A 19,226-nucleotide genomic window follows, 5' to 3' on the forward strand; every position below is an offset into this window, starting at 1 on the left:
CCAGAAATCTGGTGCTTAAATTATTTTAACTGTTCAAGAACCGACGTTCCATATTCAGTCGGCTTTGCATCAAAGTTATCCACGATTGTTGCACCTAAATCAGAGAACGTATTATTTTTTTTCAAGAGACCTTTTCCTTCTAAGGATGGTGAGTAATAAAGTACAGGTACTTCTTCACGAGTATGGTCTGAACCTGTGTGCGTTGGATCATTTCCGTGATCAGCCGTTATAATGAGTAAATCACGATCACCAATATATTGAAGGAGCGTTCCAAGTTGAACATCAAATGCTTCTAAAGCCTTTCCATAACCAATTGGATCGCGACGATGACCATACATTGCATCAAAATCTACAAGATTCACAAACATAAATCCGTTGAACTTATGATCTCGAGTAATACGAATTGTTTCTTCCATTCCGTGCTCATTACTCTTGGTTCGATAAGCTTCGGTAATACCTTCTCCATCAAAAATATCTGCAATTTTTCCGACACTAATCACATCGTTACCATTCTCTTTTAACGAGTCAAGTGCCGTTTTTCCAAATGGTTTTAAAGCATAGTCGTGACGGTTTGAAGTACGTTTAAATGCGCCTTTACCCTCACCAACAAATGGGCGAGCAATAACACGACCTACTTTCCATTCATCTTTCATGGTTAACTCACGGGCAATTTCACAGCATCGATAAAGTTCATCTAGACCAAACACCTCTTCGTGTGCTGCAATTTGAAGCACTGAATCCGCTGAAGTATAGACGATCATTTTCTTTGTCGCCATGTGCTCTTCACCCAACTCGTCCAATATTTCAGTTCCGCTTGCTGCCTTATTTCCAATAATGCCATAACCGGTACGCTTTTCAAGCTCATCTAAGAGTTCTTTAGGGAATCCTGTCTCGGTAAACGTGATAAAAGGATTTTCAATATAAAGACCCATCATTTCCCAATGTCCTGTCATCGTATCCTTACCATTAGAAGCTTCAATCATTTTTGTATAGTATGCTTGAGGTTCCTCAACTTGAGATACACCTTTAATATTATGTAAATTACCAAGACCAAGTTTTTCCAAATTTGGCATGTTAAGCCCATCCATTGCCTCTGCAATATGGCCTAACGTATCTGTGCCAACATCACCAAACTTCGCTGCATCATGTGCTGCACCGGCACCAACTGAGTCCATTACTACTGTAATAATTCGATCAAATTTCTTCATCTCTATTCCCTCCTTGATTCGAAAAACCACCTTTTAAATACTGATCATACTCTCGCTTCAATGTCTTCTTATTTACGTGAGTATAAATCTGGGTTGTTGAGATATCTTGATGACCGAGGAGTTCTTGAATAATACGCAAGTCTACGCCTGTGTCTAAGATAGCTGTTGCGAAACTATGTCGCAAAGTATGCGCTGAAATCGGAGTTGTAATTCCCATTTCTTTACATCTAGATTTTATCATAGAATCGATATATTGTCTTGAGATTCCCTTGCCTTTTGCGTTAATAAATATTCGATCTGATGATTGAATCAGCCACTGCGGCCTAATGTCATTCAGATAATCATTCAGACTATCAATTGCATCTTCTGATAAGGGAATCATCCGCTCCTTGTTCCCTTTCCCAAGAATTCGCAACCACTGTTGGTCAATATAAACGTGTGAAAACTCTAAATGAACACACTCCGATACACGTAGACCACATCGATAAAGGAGCATTAAAATCGCATAATCCAAATAATCTTTACCGGTAACACGATCAAAAGAAAAAAGCTTTCGGATTACATCCTCCGATACACTGAGTGGAATGCGTGAACCTTTATTTTTGACCGAAATGAAAGCTGTCGGATCATGGTGAAGCTGACCACTATTGAGTAGATATTGATGAAATTGCCGAATTACGACGATCTTATGTTGAAGTGTTGAAGCCGCATAGTCATCGTGAATACGATCAATATACTTTCGAATTATTTCCGCATCAACCTCTTGTAAAGATGTCAAACCGTCGCTTTCTAGATAATCAATATAGTGGTTTAAATCATTTTGATAGGACGTGACGGTTAAAGCAGCTTTAGGATCAATATATTGAAGATAATGTATAAAATCATTCGCTTGGCTTTTCATAAGCTGCCTCCTTTAAAACTGAACGAGTCGTTTTAAAAAGATTTTGATTGAGCTGTTTATTTAACCGATGAATAATGTCATTGACCGTAACTTCCTCCAAATCATCAAAAATATTCAGTTGCTCTATGATTTCATCTCTGGGCATTAAATTGGTCATGGTGACAGAAATAAATGATACACCTCCAAGACCATCAAATTCATCGTACAAGCTCATCAAACGCTCAAATAATAAATTTTGATCACTTGTGTATTCATCAAATGTAAATGAACGTGTGGCGGTTTTGAAATCATCAAGTCGAATTGAAAAAGATACGGTCTTCCCTACTACATTTTGAAGTTCCATACGCCGGATAACTTCAGCCAGTTCGTTTAAAATTGCATTTCGAATTTCATCGAGATCAGACATAGCATCTTTAAAAGTTTTTGATTGACCAATTGACTTCATCGTTACATCAGTATCAATCTTTGAATGATCATATCCATTTGCTTTTTGAACAAAATTGTGAGCATTAATTCCCAAAATATTTTTTAAATGGTCTGCATTCTGATTCGCAAGATCACCAATGGATTCAATACCTATTTTTTTTAATCGAGGAACTGTTTTATTCCCAATTCCATGCATGAGTTCAATGGGTAAAGGCCACAATTTTTGTGGCACTTCGCGAATTCTTAAAACCGTGATGCCTCGTGGCTTCTGCATATCACTCGCCATTTTAGCTAAGAATTTATTGGGTGCGACGCCAATTGAAATCGGAAGTTTTAATTCATCCCAAACTTTTTGTTGGATTTCAACTGCAAGATCGAGTGGTTTCTCATAGTTTTTAATTACTTCCGTCATATCAACATAACATTCATCGATACTAGCAGGTTGCATTAGGCTTGAATAACTGCGGATAAGATTCATAAACTTAACCGATAAATCTTGATAGAGTTCAAAATCTACTTCAATAACCACTAAATTGGGACATAACCGCTTGGCATGAGCCAGCGGCATAGCCGATTTCACTCCAAATGAACGTGCTTCATAAGAGGCAGTTGTAATCACGGATCCTCTGTGGTTACTACATACGACTACCGGTTTTCCATACAAACTTGCATCCGCAATTAAATGAGCACTGGCATAAAATGCATTGATATCAATATGAAAGATTACTTGTGCCATCGTAAGTGTTGCCCTTCTTTAAGAAGTTCTTTGGCAGAATATAGAGCGGCTTCCGTGACATTTCCTGACATGATGAGTGCCATTTGATGAATCCGGTCATCTTCAGTAATTTCTTGAATATCCGTGACAATTTCATCATTGACTTCATTTTTAGAAATCAAGAAATGATGATCTGCACAAGCTGCAACTGCAGCGAGATGCGAAATCGTCAAAACTTGAGATGTTTGAGAAATTTTACTCATTTTAGAACCAATTTTGAGCGCAACTCGACCACTAACTCCCGTATCGATTTCATCGAAAATAAGTGTAGATACGCCATAAATTGAACTGAAAATCGTTTTTAAACCCAACATTAAGCGAGAAAGTTCTCCACCACTTGCTACACGCTCTAATGGAGAAGGTTGAATCCCTTTATTCATCGATACAAGAAAATGTGCAGTCTCCGCACCATCTAACGTTAAACTTGAGTTTTTAAGGTCAATTACAAATTGCGCATTTTCCAACAAGAGATCATCAAGTTGTGCAATCACTGCAGCTTCTAGATCCGCTTTAGCTTTAAAACGTGATTGTGATAAATATTGCGCTGCTTCACTCAATTGAAGCTGTACGGCTCTCAATTCATTCTCTAAATCAATCTTAAAATCATCAAAATGTTCTGCTTGCTCAATCTGTTGAATCAATGCTTCTTGTTTTTTTAATACACCATCGATTGAACCATATTTCCGAATTAATTGATCATATTGATAGACACGATCTTGTAGACGATTAAATTCATACTCATCAAAAACCAAACCACTGTTATATCGTACCAACTCATCTCGAAGATCTTCAGCTTCAAAATAAACATTTTTAAACCGCTCTTGAAGCGTTTCATCTCGAAGGACATCAATACGATCTAAAAACTCATAGAGTTTCCCTACAACACCCTCGTCACCATCCAAAATATCCTCTAATGCGTTCGTAAATGTTTTTGTTTTCTCAAAATTGGACAACATTTCTAAATCTTGTTTCGTTTGATGGTAATCATCAAGGCTCGGATTGAGATCATTAATCTCATTAAGCTGAAAATTTGCGAATTCAATCTCATCGGGATTAATATTACTGTTTTCAAGATTGTTTAAGCGTGCTTCAGTGGCTTGATAGAGATGAAACAATTCTTGATACTGTGAACGAACTGTTTCATTTTGAGCAAACTCATCCAGTAGTTTCAAGTGATTCTTCGGGTTTAAAAGATATTGCGTTTCATGCTGTGAATGAATATCGAGAACACCATCCAAGCATGACTTCACCGTCGACAAGTTAACGACACGATGATTAATTCTACAAATACTGCGTCCTTCCAAATTCATCTCTCTCGAAATGACTGCATATTCATCCGCATCATCATACAAATCAAAATCTTTAAGTTTATTGGTAAGATTCTGTGCTTTTTCAAGATTAAAAGCGACCTCGACACGAGCACTTTTCCCATTTTTGCCAACTACCGAAGCGCTGCTTCGTTGTCCCGAAACGAAATTTAACGCATCGACCAATAGAGACTTACCCGCTCCCGTCTCACCTGTGAAAACATTAAAATGATCTGAAAAATCCACCGAAATATGGTGAATCAGTACAAAATTGTCAATCGTCAAATGAGTTAGCATGGTATTCCTCCTTTACTACTGAAAATAATCAAAAACATTATTAATATGTATTTTTTGAGATGATTTCGCATCTTTTGAAGTTTTATTTAAATGAATACATGAAACATGTAAATCGATGCACTCATTATTTGCACCACGCTGATAAAGGCTTTGAAGAACATTCTGATAAAGAACGCTTTTCGTACTTTCAACATCGTAGACTACAATTTTAAGGTTGCATCTAATTATTTCATCTAATAGAGTAGGATCCACATACATAATTTCAGTACAATTAATTAATCCTATATCCAAGTCGTTGGATTGAATTCGTTGTTTAAGTGCATTAATAGAGGGTCCAAAAGAAAGAATTACCCCAGAGCTATCAAATGAAAAATCATGTTCAAGATGCCATCCCTTTACTGGTTTTAATTCGGTATTCGGGGCAACATACTCAAGACCTGACGGAATTCTGATCACACTAATTTGAGGTTCTTGGATTACCCGTTCTAAAATTGAAATCGTATCTACAATTGATTTTCCCATATACACTTTAAAATGTGTAAGATTTGCAAAGATTCCTATATCAAAAATTCCTTGACGATACGTATCACCTTCTGGATTAAGTCCAGAATCATTTACAATAATTGTAATGGGACATTGTTTGATTGAAAATTGATTACGTAGTTGCATCACAATACCTTCAAGCTGGGAGGCATGAATTGATATAAGGACATGTTTTCCTTCACGAACAAGTCCATGTGCTATCGAGATTAAGGCTTGTGTTGATCCGGACGTCGTCATAAAGTGATCTGGTCGTGTAAGCGCAAATGTTGGCAAATAATCCTTAAGTTTATAGGCATCCGAAAGCACATATAAATCGGGGTCATCTTGCGCAATATCTGTTAATTGATAATCAATCGCTTCTAGATAAGTATGATAATTTTCCGCACGGTCATGATCAGTTTTAAAAGTTGGAAATTCAAGTTTCCGTTGTTTTTTATTTTTTAAACGCGTCTGCACATGGATAACATGCGGACCTTTATATTTTTTTGACAATTCAAATACTCGGATTAACTCCTTGAGATTTTGACCATCGATTGGCCCTTGATAATCCACCCCAAATTGCTTAAAAATAGTTGGTTCTAAGACAGTTTCTTTGACTGCATCCCTTATCTTTGTCAGTGTGGCAAGTATGGGTCTACTGATTGGATTTGAATCTAAAATCGATTTAACATCTTTTTTTAGACCCGTATACGTTTTGCTAATACGAATTGACTTAATTAACGCATCCATCGAGGTATAATGTCTTAAAAGCGACTGCTGTTCATCAATTAAAATGATGGTTAAATTTGGCTTAAAACGACTAATTTGAACCAATGATTCGTACGTAATACCGTAATTCAATGCGTAGTCATTCAGAACAATTACATTATGAACATCCGGATTTTCAATAGCATAAGCCAAGGCAACTCCCAACCCTTCACCTGGCTTTCCACCACTATAACGATCCATCGTATTTTGATCATCAAGGTACATCGAACCTGAATTTCGAAGCATCAACTCCTGTGATCTGCCTGTAAGTATTTTATGTACCATTACCTGCTTGCCACCATCAAAAATTACGTTATCACAAGTCAGATCAAATACATGATGGAGCGCAAGAGTGGTTTCAAGAACATTGATATTTTCAATAATAGTATCCACTTCATATCGCGTTTTAGACGCAAGAAAAACAGCGATTTCATCACTGAGTTTTTCTAATTCATCAACGGTTAAAGATTTAATATCATACGATTTGCTAAATTGTTCAAACAAGAGACGTGCCTCCTATAATTCGCGACTCATCATTTCATCAATAATCTGTTTCAGATTTCCATTTTCAATATTCATTTTTCTTAATAAATCTTTAATACTTGAAAAATACGATTCCGTTAAGGTGCGAGCTTGTTCAAGACCCAATAAACTCACAACAGTTGTTTTATCGCGTTCTGCATCGCTTTGATTGCTCTTCCCGATTTCCTCTGAAGATTTTGTAACTTCAAGAAGATCATCTTGGAATTGAAAAGCAACGCCCAAGGATAAGCCCAACTCATGAGCTAATTTTTGGTACGCATCCTGCCCTGCAATTACGGCTGCCATTTCAAATGCCGCTGCAAATAAGCAACCGGTTTTAAGATTGTAGCACGCAACGAGATCATCAATATGCTGGATTTGATCATCGATATCCAATTCTTGACCTAAAATCATCCCATTACTTCCAGCATTACGCGCTAGAATTTCAAAACACTTTCCGAGAACATCTGCATCTAAAGACGCCTGTGACAAAGCTGTAAAAGCCCCTGTCAAAAGTGCATCTCCTGCAAGAATTGCAACACCTTCACCAAACACTTTGTGATTGGTTGGTTTAAAACGTCGCATATCATCATCATCCATCGCAGGAAGATCATCGTGTACTAAAGAATAGGTATGAACCATTTCAAGTGCACATGCAGGATATAGACCAATTTGGTAATCACAACCAAAATCTTGAAGCATCGCCAATAAGAGTTGAGGTCTTAAACGCTTTCCTCCACTCATTAGTGAGTACGACATGGCTTCTTTAACAACAGAGGTCTCGGGGTAATACGCTAAAATTGTTAATAATTGTTTATCGATGTCTTTAATCATTTTGTTCCCCTTGATGTTTTTGAACTAAAGCTTTAACTTGGTTTTCATATCCGCTTAAACGTTCTTGACATTGCTTGGATAAATTCAAACCTTCTTCAAAGAGAACAATTGCTTGATCCAAGGGAAGACTGTCTTTTTCCAACTCATTTGCAATTTCCGCAAGACGCGCCATTGCAATTTCAAAATTAAAATCTTTATTCATCTTTAGACTCCTTACTGATGACCTGTGTCACCACAAATCCATCTTTAAATTCTAACTGAATGTGATCGTTAAGATTCAGTGCATCAACACTTAAAACATGCGTATCGTTCTTGCGTGGAATCACATACCCTTGGTTAAGATTTCGTTGAATTACCTCCAAGGGTGAACGATACTTAAGTGACTTAAGTATATCGTTTAAACGCTCTTTTTTCAAGTTTAAGTCCCGCTCCACAAGTGACTGAAAGCGACCATTATATTGTTGAATCATGAGCTGATTTTGTTTAATGTTACGTTCAATATATTGCGAATAGAAGACATATCGATTTTCCATCATATTGAACTTTTGTAATGATTGATTCAATTTCTGTTGAATTGTAGTGGTACTTAAACTCATAAACTGGTTAATCGCATGGTGTGAATTATTTTGTTTTATCTGCAACGAATTTTCCATTCGATTCGTAAACAGTGTAAGCAGCCGCTTTGATTCATCAAATAAAGTCTGTTGATGTGTAATTCGGACTGTCAACGTATCTAACTTTTGTTGTTTTCGTTCGACTAAAAGAATTGGATCTTTTAATGCACTGCTTTGAATCAAGGATGTAAAGTCACCCATCCGTCTAAGATACTTATTTCGAACTGCAAGATAATACTGGTTTTTATAATCACGAATCATGGTGTTCATCTCAACCCAATTCGGTGTTGCAGCAACGGCTGCAGCAGTGGGTGTCGCAGCACGATAATCTGCAACAAAATCTGATAATGTAACATCACTTTCATGACCAATACCTGAAATAATTGGAATTTCACTAGAGAAGATTGCTTCAACAACTTCGGGTGTATTAAATGCCCATAGGTCTTCAATCGATCCCCCACCCCGACCTAAAATGATGGTATCGATATTTTGAAGATGTGCTGTTTTGATTTGTTGAACCAAACTGTTAGAGGCATGCTCCCCTTGTACATAAGCCAAGAGATCAATTTGTTGTGCCAGTGGCCAACGCTCTTGAAGTGTACGGGATATATCGGCATAAGCGGCGCTGTTCTCCCCTACAATAACGCCGATACGTTGAGGATACTTAGGAATTGGCTTTCGATGCTTGGGATCAAAATAACCTCGATTTTCAAAATCTTTTTTTAATTTCTCAAACTGGATATACAAATCACCCAAACCATCTAAATTCATACGATCTGCATAAATTTGCACCGTACCGGTATCCGTGTACACTTCACAGCGACCAAAAATAACAACCTTATCACCGTCTTTTGGCTTAAATAAAACTTTACTTGCACTGCGACGGAACATAGCGCACGTAACTCTACTTTTATCATCCTTTAGGGAAAAATAAAAATGCCCACTATGATGTGCTTTAAAATTCGAAAGCTCACCGACTAATGCGACATTCTTAAAAGAAGGATGTTGATCAATAACACCTTTTAATTCATGAACAAATTCTGTAACCGTAATTACATCCTGAGTTATCATAGTGCATCAATGACTCCATTAATTAATTTATAAGACTCTTCATCTGAAAAATCTTTAGCGAGATTAACCGCTTCATTAACAATAACAACTTTATCTTGATAACCGAGTTCCAATTCAGCACAAGCCATTAAAAGAATTGCTTGTTCAATAAAACCGAGACGGTCAAAACGCCATTTCGTTAAATAATGATCGATTGCTCGCGAATAAATATCTTTACGTGCTTCGACATTCATCACAACTTGAAGCATCTCATCTTGCAAATTAAAATCTTGAATAAACGTCCCTACTTCTGAAACAAAACGATTATCCTCAAGAACTTCTTGCATAGTTTGCTCTCTTAAGAGATGAATATAGATTGCTGACATTGCATTTTGTCGTTCGTTATATCGCGACATTACCATAAAAAAACCTCCACAGTAAAAGAAGCAGAATCCTGCTTCTAATTAAACTTAAATCCGACAACATTAATATTGATTGATGTATTACTGAAATCAACCATCAATTCAATGTTGCGTTGCAAATCATTTTGTAATGCACGACATACACGTTCAACATCTTTACCATATTTAACGCGTACTTTAAGGTCTACATTAACGTGACCATTTTCGTTTGAAACGATCAATGATTTTTTTCCTGATCCATCTTCAAAAAAGATAGCATCATTTTCATTCACTGTAATCTGAACAATATGATTAATAACATTGTTCGAAATTGCAATTTGACCAAGACCAGTCTTCTCATTTTGAATTAAGACATATTCATTTGACATATTTATCACCTACTAAACTAATTATAACAGAAAAAAAATCTAAACAAAAGAAAGAACTCAAAAGGTTTACGAATTATCACTGAACCCGTGTTAAATCGACATTTTCTCCTCTATGCGCTGGGTGCGTCCCAGTGATATAGCATAAGGTTCTCCTTCCGCTTTGCATAGAATTGTAAAACAATCACATTTCGAAATTTCGTCATAGACTGCAGTCGTTTTAAATTCAACTAAACATGATGTAATAATTTCAAGATAAGCTTCAAAATTTTGTCTGAAATAGTGATCATAGAGCTCTTGGCTAATGGGACAAGATGATGCGAATGCTTGATAATGCCATTCATTGGTTGTGAATTTTAGTGTTTCAATGGCTTCACGTTCATTATAACGGTTGTTATTACTTTGAATGCGATATTGATGCAATTTTTTATTAAAATCAAAATCAGTATTTAACGAAATGCTTAACATACCGTTTTGCGGATTTACATCGATCGCCATTGCATAAAATTCCATGGCTGCATTATCAATGATAAAATGTCTCATATTTTCTTCAAGAAATGAAGCCGTTTCTTTTTTAATATTCGTAATAGCTGTTCGTTTACTTACAACCATGTTCCCCACCTCCTCTTAATAAAACTCAAAGTTATTTCGTAATCCCTTGGGATAACGATTGTTCCCTTTCTTACCATCACCTTTAACAAAACCCAGAACATGTCCTTTATAGGTAACACAATGCATGCCTTTAATCGGTGTCCTTACAGGGTGCCCGTATAAGTAGCGGTATGCAGATTCTAGGTCCAATTCAAGATGTTCAAATGCATCGGTAAAATTTAACGATTGCGCAAGTGTATGGCTGTATTCAATTCGATTTTTCTTGATTTCCCCCATAAAAACACCATCTCGGGTTATATGAAGTGGTTCTTCAAGAAAACCTCGATGTCTCAGCCCATAGAGCTTGCCAGCACGTTCTTTAATATTACCGACAAGGGTTCGATCAAAGCAGTCAAAGGGTGTGGGCTTATGTTTCCCAAACTTTAATTGATGACGTTCTTTATTGGATTTAGATACTCGAATTCGAGCTATAAAATGTCCTTCACCATCTTTTGATGGAAAATAGCGCGAAACCTTATTTCCCAAACCAAGATAACCATCGTTTTTTTCTGGAAGATCAACAACCTCTAACTGACATTCTGGATGTTCTTCCAGAAAAGAAAGAATCACATGTTCGTTTTCATGAAAATTCAAGGTGCATGTCGAATATACGATAACACCACCATCAATACATGCGGTAAAAGCATTCTCAAGTAAATGTTTTTGTAGCACGCTAAAACGTAACGCTTCGCTTTTTTTATATTCAAGCGCAAAATCAGGGGTACGGCGATAGAGGCCTTCACCACTACATGGCGCATCCAATAAAACCTTATCAAATGTATTCGCAAGTATGTGCACAAGATCATCCGTATCCATCTGGGTCACAACACCCCGCTCTGATCCCCAACGATCGTAATTGTGCTGAAGTTTGATATTACGCTTTGAGTCAATTTCATTACTGATTAGAAATCCGGTCGTCAATGTACTGAGAATTTGCGTCGTTTTTCCTCCTGGTGCTGCACATAAATCTAAAATAATATCATGAGGTTCTACATGAAGCGCTGTAACCGGTGTCGTTGCGGTTGGATCTTGAATGTAATAACAACCGGCATGACTTAGTGGATGTGTTACCGTCTTCGCATAGTCATCCGGAATAAGGATTTGGTGATTGATTAAGGATTCGGTTCCACTAAACGGTAAGGTACACGGCTTTAAAGGGTTCAATCGTAAACCATGGACAGAATCCATCTGATACGCTTCAACTATTTTTTGAAACTGTGCCTCACCAAAAGATTCGATGAGCATCTCTTTATAATCAGCGGTCAATTTCATCTAAAATTAATCTCGCTTCTTTTACATCGCAATGCATTTGTGTCACAAGTGCATCAATTGATTCAAATTTTAATTCATCACGTAGTCGCTTCACAAAAGATTGTTTGATCACCTCACCATAAATATCCTCATCAAAATCAAGAATATAAGTCTCAAGGGATAGGTGTTCAGTCGTATTAAATGTTGGATTATGACCAATATTAATAACAGATTGATAGGTTTTCCCTTTAACTTCTACAAACCCAGCATAAACGCCTTGCTTCGGTATTACATATTCATCGACAACATCCATGTTCGCCGTTGGAAAGCCAATCTCACGGCCACGATGTTGACCACCTACTACAAATCCACTAATCGCATACAAACGTCCTAATAAGTCATTAGCTTGTTCGACATCACCATTTAAAATTGCTTGCGTTATGGCTGTTGTACCAATTTTTTGCTCATTAACATGGTCCAATGGAACAACGTGGGTATCAAAGTAATAGTGACCCATCTCATTTAAGTCTTCAACGGTTCCCACACCACGATAACCAAATTTATAATCTGCACCACAAATTAAGGTCTTAATATTGAGTGGAACGAGAATTTTCTCAATAAATTCAAGGGGTGAAAGTTTTGATAAATCTTTTGTAAACTCTATCGTAATCAGATAATCAATACCTAATGATTCCGCAATACGTACCTTTTCCTTGATCGGTGTTAAATGTTTAACATGTGATTTATTATGAAGAACGGTCCATGGATCGGGATCGAAGGTAATCAGCGCAGTCTCATAATTGAATTGTTGTGCGATGTTTTTTGCTTCATTAATTAATATTTGATGCCCTCGATGCAATCCATCAAAATAACCAATACACGCTGCAAGTTGATGGTTATTACGGTGAAGTTGTAAATAGTCTCGTATTGTAATTTGCTTCATTACCAAAGTCCTCTTACTGATTTAAATATTGTATCATGTTCACGCTCATAGACAGCATAATATGCTCCTGTATCGATAAGCACTTGATCTTCAACAATATCTAATTTAAGTCTCTTTCCATTTTTAACATAATCCTCCATGCGAGGATTAACAATCTTAGGCAGTGCAATTGTATCTTTAACCGATATCAACTCAACTTCGGGTGTTAATGCTTCTAATGTTATAGCATCTTCAAGTCTATACGGTCCGACTTGTTCACGTTCCAAAGCAGACATCGTTCCCAAAGTCCCTAATAAAACACCGATATCTTCACAAAGCGTACGTATATATGTACCATTGGACACAAAAGCTCTAAACTCAATTTCATCCCCTTCAATGGCAATAAGTTCTAATTTATAAATTGTTATATCTGTATAAAGTTGTTTCACTTCTTCATCGTTAAATACATACTCGTATGATTTTTTTCCATTTATTTTTTTTGCTGAAACTTTAGGAACACGTTGTGTTTGAGGTCCCGTTAACGTTTCAAAACATGCTAATACGTTTGTTTCAGAAACTTCAGGGATATCCGCATGTTCTTCGACATCTCCCCAAACATCTCCAGTCGATGTTCGTAATCCTAATTTACACTTACCGCGATACGTTTTATCGTTCAACCCTAAATAAGGAAGTGCTTTAGTTGCTTGATTCACGGCTAACACTAAAACACCGGTAGCCATTGGATCCAACGTCCCGCTGTGGCCTACTTTAACTTTTAATAATTTTCGTACTTTCGCTACCACATCAAATGATGTCATTTCTTGTGGTTTATTAATACATAAGATACCGTCCATAAGAACCTCATTTCTACCTATAAATTATATAGGTTTTTCACAATTAGTCAAAAGCAAACTTGACTTAATTTCACTGAGTGATATGATAAGTCTATTAAAAGACAATATTAGAGGTAGCGATGCAGATAAGTATGTATTGGAGCTTGCAGGCTTTGAAGATACAAAAAGGCAACCATCGCCGAACGGTAAAAACCGCAAATTTTTACTGTGGGGTTATAGGAAATACCTATAACACTCCTTCCTTAGTGAAGTGGAGCTAGACTATCCTTATTTCAATATGGACCTCTAGCGTGGGTCTTTTTTTGTTTATTTTAGGAGGAGACATGTTATGCAGAGCAAAAACATGAAAAAAGTATTACTTATATTTTTCGTTCTACTAACCATTACCGGTTGTACGAACTCGTCACAGCGACAGGATGATTTAGTCGTTGGAATGGAATGCAATTATGCCCCATTTAATTGGACACAGTCGATAGAAACTGAATTTACAGAACCTTTATCAGATGGACATAGCTATTGTGATGGTTATGATGTTCAGATGGCACGTCACATCGCGAACGAACTCAATCGCAATCTTGTAATCAAAGAACACGCAGTATTTAAAGGTCTATTGGAATCCGCAAAAGTTGGAGATATTGATCTCATTATTGCTGGGATGACCAATACAGAAGAACGTCGTCAAGAAGTTGACTTCACCGATGTTTATTATACAAGTGAGATGGTTTTAGTTACTAAAAAAGACAGTCCTTATGCAAATGCAACCGCATTAAGCGATTTTTCCGGAGCGCATGTTTCAGCACAAATTGGAACCATGCATGATCAGCTTGTAGATCAAATTCCATCAGTTAATCATGGTGTTCCCCTTGAGTCCTTTCCTTTCTTAACAACCGCCGTTAATAATAATGCCATTGATGCATTTGTATCTGAAAAACCCGTTGCACTTGCGATTACAAGCAGTAATCCAAACTTAGCGATTGTTGAGTTTGAAGGTAATAGCGGATTTATCGTCGATGCAGAGGAAGTAACTGTTTCAATTGGGCTTGCTAAAGGTAATGACAAGCTTCTTGATGACGTTAACGCTGCATTAAGTAAACTATCACCTGAACAACGTGACGCCATGATGTCCGAAGCCATTAAGCGTCAACCAAGTTCGAGTGAAGACCAAACTAAATTAATGCCATCTGGATTCTTTGCCGGTGTTGGATTCCTTATTCAAAACAACTGGAAATTATTTTTAAATGGATTGGGAATTACCCTCTTAATTGCCTTGACTGGGACAACATTCGGTTTGATTATTGGTCTTGTTATTGCAGGGCTTCGTCAAATTAAAATCAGCGAGCGCGATAAAGGGATTACCCGTCTTTTAAAACGCTTAATGAATGTTATTGTCACAGCCTATGTTCAATATTTACGTGGAACTCCAATGATGGTTCAAGGAATCTTAATCTATTATGGTTTACGTGGTTTAGAAGTTGCCATCTCCCCTCTTACAGCAGGGATCATCATTATTTCGATTAATACCTCTGCTTATATGTCTGAAATCATTCGTGCCGGAATTCAAGCGATAGATAAAGGGCAAAATGAAGCTGCACGTTCACTTGGCATGACTGAGGCACAAACATTACGTTATGTTATCTTACCGCAAGCCATTCGTAATGCAATCCCTGCAATTGGGAATGAATTTGTTGTAAATATTAAAGATTCATCGGTATTAAATGTGATTACAGTATCAGAACTGTTCTTCCAAGGTAACCGATTAACCGGTATCTATTACCGACAAATGGAGCCATTCTTTATTGTTTCGCTTATCTACCTTGTCCTAACAATATGCTCAACTCAAATCTTAAATATGATTGAAAAACGAATGGATGCACCAAAAGGGAGTTATCCCGCATCAGTAACCCATAGAGTTCACTTTGATAAAAAAGAAGGAGGTAATTAACAATGAGTTTCTTATCCATATCACATTTAAATAAATCATTTGGTGAATTGCAAGTTTTGAAAGACATCAATCTTGAAATAAAAAAAGGTGAAGTTGTTTCGTGTATTGGTTCAAGTGGTAGTGGTAAATCAACACTTTTACGTTGTATTAACCTTCTTGAAACGTTTGACAACGGAACAATCACGTTTAACAATGAAGATGTAACGGATCATGGAATGGATATTAATCAATACCGTTCACAAGTTGGTATGATCTTTCAGTCATTTAATCTTTTTAACAATAAATCTGTATTAGAAAATTGTACGCTTGCCCCGATTAAAGTATTAAAAGTGGATCCAAAAGAAGCAGAGGCAGAAGCCATTAAAAATCTTGAACGCGTTGGCATGGTTGAGTTTAAAGACCAAAGCGTTAAACAGCTTTCTGGAGGTCAAAAACAGCGTATTGCGATTGCGCGTGCATTATGTATGAAACCCGAATTTCTCCTCTTAGACGAGCCCACATCAGCCCTAGACCCTGAAATGGTCGGAGATGTACTTGAAGTGATTAAAAGCTTAGCCAAAGAAGGCTATACCATGTTTATTGTTACTCATGAAATGGATTTTGCTCGAGAAGTCAGTGACCGCATCTTATTCATGGATAGCGGAATTATTTTGGAAGAAGGATCCCCTGAGGAATTATTCTTGAATCCTAAGGAGGAGCGTACGAAACAGTTCTTAACACGATTCATGAAGGTATGATTAAACCCAAAAAAAACGGCAAGTAAATGCCGTTTTTTTATACTCCCATAAAAAAAGCTTGGATTTATAGTCCAAGCCTTTTTTATTATTTTTTAAGTGATTCTAAGATACCGTCGATCTTAGCACCATACTCAGATGATTCATCAAGTTTAAAAATTAACTCAGGAGTTCGGCGAATACTTAATGCCTTACTCACTTCTGAACGAAGCATACCTTTTGCTTTATTTAAAGCATCCATACCTGGTTTTTTCTTAGCATCTTCTAAAAAACTAACATAAATTGTCGCAAACGAGAAATCGTTAGTAACATCGACCTCTGTTATGCTGACAAACTTTAAACTTGGATCGTTCAAGCGATTTTGAATCACTGGAGCAAGTTCACGCTTAATGATAGATTCAATACGTTCTTTTTTAACTGTCATATTAAATTACCTCTGTTCTACTTTTGTTCAACTTCAATTTCACCAAATGACTCGATAACGTCACCATCTTTAATATCATTAAAGTTTTCAATTGTAATACCACATTCAAATCCTTGCGATACTTCTTTTGCATCATTTTGGAATCGTTTTAATGAAGCCATTTGTCCTTCATAGATAACAACACCATCACGCATTAGACGTACACCGGATTCTTTAAGCATTTTACCATCTGTAACCATACATCCAGCAATTGTACCAACTTTAGAAACTTTATAGATTTCACGTACTTCAGCTTGTCCAAAGATTTTTTCTTCAAACACAGGTGCTAACATACCCTTCATCGCTGCTTCCATAGCTTCAATTGCTTTATAGATAATATTGTAAAGACGAATTTCAATTCCTTCTTCTTCAGCTTTCTTTCGAATTGCTGCAGTAGGTCGGATATTAAATCCAATAATAATAGCATTTGATGCAGATGCTAACATGATATCATTCTCTGTAATACCACCTACAGTAGCACGAATAACATTTACACGAACATCATGTCCATCACCAACTTCAATACGTTCCAGCGCTGCTTTAACCGCTTCTGCTGAACCTTGAACATCCGTTTTAAGAATAACATTAATATCTTGAATTTCACCATCAGCAATTTGTTGTGATAAATCATCAAGACTTAATGCACTTGTTTGATTACGATCTGCTAGAATTCGAGCTTGATTACGTTTATCCGCAACGGCACGTGAACTCTTTTCATCATCAAACGCTCTGAATGAGTCCCCTGCAATTGGAACATCACTTAGACCAATAATCTCCACAGGCATTGAAGGTAGTGCTTCTTGTAACTCGCGACCACGGTTATCAACCATTTTACGAATTCGACCAAATGTAGTTCCTACTACAACTGGATCCCCTTGACGTAATGTTCCTTTTTGAACAAGAAGGGTTGCGACGGGACCACGACTTTTATCAAGTTTAGCCTCAATAACAGTACCAAACGCCAAGCGATTTGGATTTGCTGTCAATTCCTCTAGCTCAGAAGCTACAAGAACTGTTTCGAGCAATTCTTCAATTCCTTCGCCAGATTTTGCCGAGATTTTAACGAATACAGTGTCTCCACCCCATTCTTCTGGCATAACTCCAAGATCACTAAATTCTGAATATACACGATCAATATTAATATTCGGTTTATCGATTTTATTAATTGCGACGATAAGTGGAACGTTCGCTGCACGAGCGTGATCAACTGCCTCACGTGTTTGTGGCATCACACCATCATCCGCAGCAACGACAACAATAACAATATCGGTTACACTCGCACCACGAGCACGCATTGCTGTAAAAGCCTCATGACCCGGAGTATCTAAAAAGGTAATTTTTTTGCCTTTATGAGTAATTTGGTAAGCCCCAATATGTTGGGTAATACCACCGAACTCATCCGCAACGACATCCGTATTACGAATTGTATCCAATGTTGTTGTCTTACCGTGGTCAACATGTCCCATAATTGTAACAATTGGAGGACGTTGTTCTAAAGTTGATGGATCATCTTTTTCTTCATCATCCAATGTTAATTCATCAACAGGCTCAACACGTGTTGCTTCAATTTCATATTCCATACAGATTAACTGTACCGTATCATCATCTAAAGACGTATTGATCGTAACCATCGTTCCCATCATAAATAAAAGTTTAATTACTTCAGCAGGGCTTTTATTAATTTTCTCAGATAATTCCTTAACCGTAATACCATCAGTATACTCAATCTCCGAAATTACGACGTTATCTTTCGGTTTAAAGTTGTCCTGAGCGGGACGCTTATTATTACGATTCTGTTTGTTTTTATTATTTCTTTGTCTTTTTTTATTACTCACTTACTACGTCACCTCTTTCTACTAAGTAAGATTTAAATACTTTACTAAATCCTCGATCACTTACTCCAACAGCAACACGATTTGTCATGCCAATTGACCACGACAATTCTTCACGTGTAATTCCTCCAATAACAGGAATTCCCGCTGTATTACACTTATCTTGGATTTGTTTTCGTGTTCGATCGGATGCATTATCCGCTAAAACGACTGCATACACTTTGTTTTTTGTGATTGCTGGAAGCAATTCATCTCCGTAAACTAACTTTCGTCCACGTTGACATAAACCAAGCGTATTTAACATTTTTTGTTTATCGAACATAGTTCTTAAGCTCCTCATAAATTTCAACCGGAACTTTAGTTTTCAGTGCACGTTCGAGAGCACGAGACTTCTGAGCTTTCTCAATGGTCTCTTCCGTCACATATAAATATGCTCCACGCCCGTTTTTTCGCCCACTTGGGTCGATTTCAATTGTATCCTCGGGTGTTAATACAACGCGAAGCAAATCCGCTTTTGGATGTTGTTCTCCCGTTACAATACATTTGCGCAATGGTACTTTCTTCAT

General features: G+C 37.0%; 20 protein-coding genes and 1 riboswitch. Of the genes, 2 read left to right on the top strand and 18 right to left on the bottom strand.

Translation table 11 applies throughout. The features are described from left to right. Positions 1-20: 20 nt before the first annotated feature. From AAG186_RS04585 to truB, 14 genes are all read right to left on the bottom strand, one after another. Positions 21-1,208, bottom strand: coding sequence for a phosphopentomutase (locus AAG186_RS04585; protein ID WP_161636438.1), 1,188 nt, complete (start codon positions 1,206-1,208; stop codon positions 21-23). After that, positions 1,195-2,109, bottom strand: coding sequence for a tyrosine-type recombinase/integrase (locus AAG186_RS04590; protein WP_161636437.1), 915 nt, complete (start codon positions 2,107-2,109; stop codon positions 1,195-1,197). The genes AAG186_RS04585 and AAG186_RS04590 overlap by 14 nt, the downstream gene beginning before the upstream one ends. After that, positions 2,090-3,271, bottom strand: coding sequence for a DNA polymerase IV (dinB, locus tag AAG186_RS04595; RefSeq protein WP_342621291.1), 1,182 nt, complete (start codon positions 3,269-3,271; stop codon positions 2,090-2,092). The genes AAG186_RS04590 and dinB overlap by 20 nt, the downstream gene beginning before the upstream one ends. Further along, a complete protein-coding gene (gene recN / locus AAG186_RS04600; RefSeq protein WP_342621292.1) occupies positions 3,259-4,914 on the bottom strand; it encodes a DNA repair protein RecN in 1,656 nt (551 codons plus the stop codon). The genes dinB and recN overlap by 13 nt, the downstream gene beginning before the upstream one ends. A gap of 15 nt (positions 4,915-4,929) precedes the next feature. Further along, complete coding sequence (locus tag AAG186_RS04605; protein WP_342621293.1) at positions 4,930-6,708, bottom strand: 1-deoxy-D-xylulose-5-phosphate synthase N-terminal domain-containing protein; 1,779 nt, start codon at positions 6,706-6,708, stop codon at positions 4,930-4,932. Between the two features lie 12 nt (positions 6,709-6,720). After that, entirely contained in the window at positions 6,721-7,560 is an 840-nt protein-coding gene (locus tag AAG186_RS04610; RefSeq protein WP_200549125.1) for a polyprenyl synthetase family protein, read from the bottom strand. After that, positions 7,553-7,762 (bottom strand): exodeoxyribonuclease VII small subunit, encoded by a 210-nt coding sequence (gene xseB / locus AAG186_RS04615; RefSeq protein WP_123171450.1) that lies wholly within the window; start codon positions 7,760-7,762, stop codon positions 7,553-7,555. The genes AAG186_RS04610 and xseB overlap by 8 nt, the downstream gene beginning before the upstream one ends. Further along, complete coding sequence (gene xseA, locus AAG186_RS04620; protein WP_331835959.1) at positions 7,755-9,245, bottom strand: exodeoxyribonuclease VII large subunit; 1,491 nt, start codon at positions 9,243-9,245, stop codon at positions 7,755-7,757. The genes xseB and xseA overlap by 8 nt, the downstream gene beginning before the upstream one ends. After that, a complete protein-coding gene (locus AAG186_RS04625; RefSeq protein ID WP_125164486.1) occupies positions 9,242-9,646 on the bottom strand; it encodes a transcription antitermination protein NusB in 405 nt (134 codons plus the stop codon). The genes xseA and AAG186_RS04625 overlap by 4 nt, the downstream gene beginning before the upstream one ends. A gap of 38 nt (positions 9,647-9,684) precedes the next feature. Further along, positions 9,685-10,014 carry an Asp23/Gls24 family envelope stress response protein gene (locus tag AAG186_RS04630; protein ID WP_003773701.1) on the bottom strand — a complete coding sequence of 110 codons (330 nt, stop codon included), beginning with the start codon at positions 10,012-10,014 and terminating at the stop codon, positions 9,685-9,687. 90 nt (positions 10,015-10,104) lie between these two features. Then, positions 10,105-10,623: a DUF4303 domain-containing protein gene (locus AAG186_RS04635; RefSeq protein ID WP_342621294.1), complete on the bottom strand. Its 519-nt coding sequence runs from the start codon at positions 10,621-10,623 to the stop codon at positions 10,105-10,107. Positions 10,624-10,638: 15 nt separating this feature from the next. Continuing rightward, positions 10,639-11,934 (bottom strand): RsmF rRNA methyltransferase first C-terminal domain-containing protein, encoded by a 1,296-nt coding sequence (locus AAG186_RS04640; RefSeq protein WP_342621296.1) that lies wholly within the window; start codon positions 11,932-11,934, stop codon positions 10,639-10,641. Next, positions 11,918-12,856, bottom strand: a complete 939-nt coding sequence (locus AAG186_RS04645) for a bifunctional riboflavin kinase/FAD synthetase (RefSeq protein WP_342621297.1) — start codon at positions 12,854-12,856, stop codon at positions 11,918-11,920. Before AAG186_RS04645 ends, AAG186_RS04640 begins: the two co-directional genes overlap by 17 nt. After that, the gene (gene truB / locus AAG186_RS04650; RefSeq protein ID WP_342621298.1) at positions 12,856-13,689 is read right to left on the bottom strand and encodes a tRNA pseudouridine(55) synthase TruB; all 834 of its coding nucleotides are present in this window, start codon (positions 13,687-13,689) and stop codon (positions 12,856-12,858) included. The genes AAG186_RS04645 and truB overlap by 1 nt, the downstream gene beginning before the upstream one ends. Positions 13,690-13,789: 100 nt before the next feature. Further along, positions 13,790-13,956, top strand: a riboswitch (Lysine riboswitch). Positions 13,957-14,017: 61 nt separating this feature from the next. On the opposite strand from truB, the gene AAG186_RS04655 reads away from it, so the two are divergent. Both AAG186_RS04655 and AAG186_RS04660 read left to right on the top strand, forming a co-directional pair. Further along, entirely contained in the window at positions 14,018-15,631 is a 1,614-nt protein-coding gene (locus AAG186_RS04655) for an ABC transporter permease subunit (RefSeq protein ID WP_342621299.1), read from the top strand. Between the two features lie 2 nt (positions 15,632-15,633). After that, on the top strand, positions 15,634-16,368 hold the full coding sequence (locus AAG186_RS04660) for an amino acid ABC transporter ATP-binding protein (RefSeq protein WP_125164479.1): 735 nt from the start codon (positions 15,634-15,636) through the stop codon (positions 16,366-16,368). Between the two features lie 85 nt (positions 16,369-16,453). Here the strand turns inward: AAG186_RS04660 and rbfA are convergent, their stop codons facing one another. From rbfA to AAG186_RS04680, 4 genes are read right to left on the bottom strand one after another with little or no spacing between them, the layout of a single operon-like run. Continuing rightward, positions 16,454-16,789: a 30S ribosome-binding factor RbfA gene (gene rbfA, locus AAG186_RS04665; protein WP_125164478.1), complete on the bottom strand. Its 336-nt coding sequence runs from the start codon at positions 16,787-16,789 to the stop codon at positions 16,454-16,456. A 17-nt stretch (positions 16,790-16,806) separates the two neighbouring features. Continuing rightward, on the bottom strand, positions 16,807-18,663 hold the full coding sequence (gene infB, locus AAG186_RS04670) for a translation initiation factor IF-2 (protein WP_342621300.1): 1,857 nt from the start codon (positions 18,661-18,663) through the stop codon (positions 16,807-16,809). Next, positions 18,656-18,982 (bottom strand): ribosomal L7Ae/L30e/S12e/Gadd45 family protein, encoded by a 327-nt coding sequence (locus tag AAG186_RS04675; RefSeq protein ID WP_125164476.1) that lies wholly within the window; start codon positions 18,980-18,982, stop codon positions 18,656-18,658. Before AAG186_RS04675 ends, infB begins: the two co-directional genes overlap by 8 nt. Further along, positions 18,972-19,226, bottom strand: a complete 255-nt coding sequence (locus tag AAG186_RS04680; protein WP_125164475.1) for a YlxR family protein — start codon at positions 19,224-19,226, stop codon at positions 18,972-18,974. Before AAG186_RS04680 ends, AAG186_RS04675 begins: the two co-directional genes overlap by 11 nt.

The sequence above is a fragment of the Erysipelothrix sp. P66 genome, from assembly GCF_038682365.1.
Lineage (GTDB): Bacteria > Bacillota_I > Bacilli_A > Erysipelotrichales > Erysipelotrichaceae > Erysipelothrix > Erysipelothrix piscisicarius.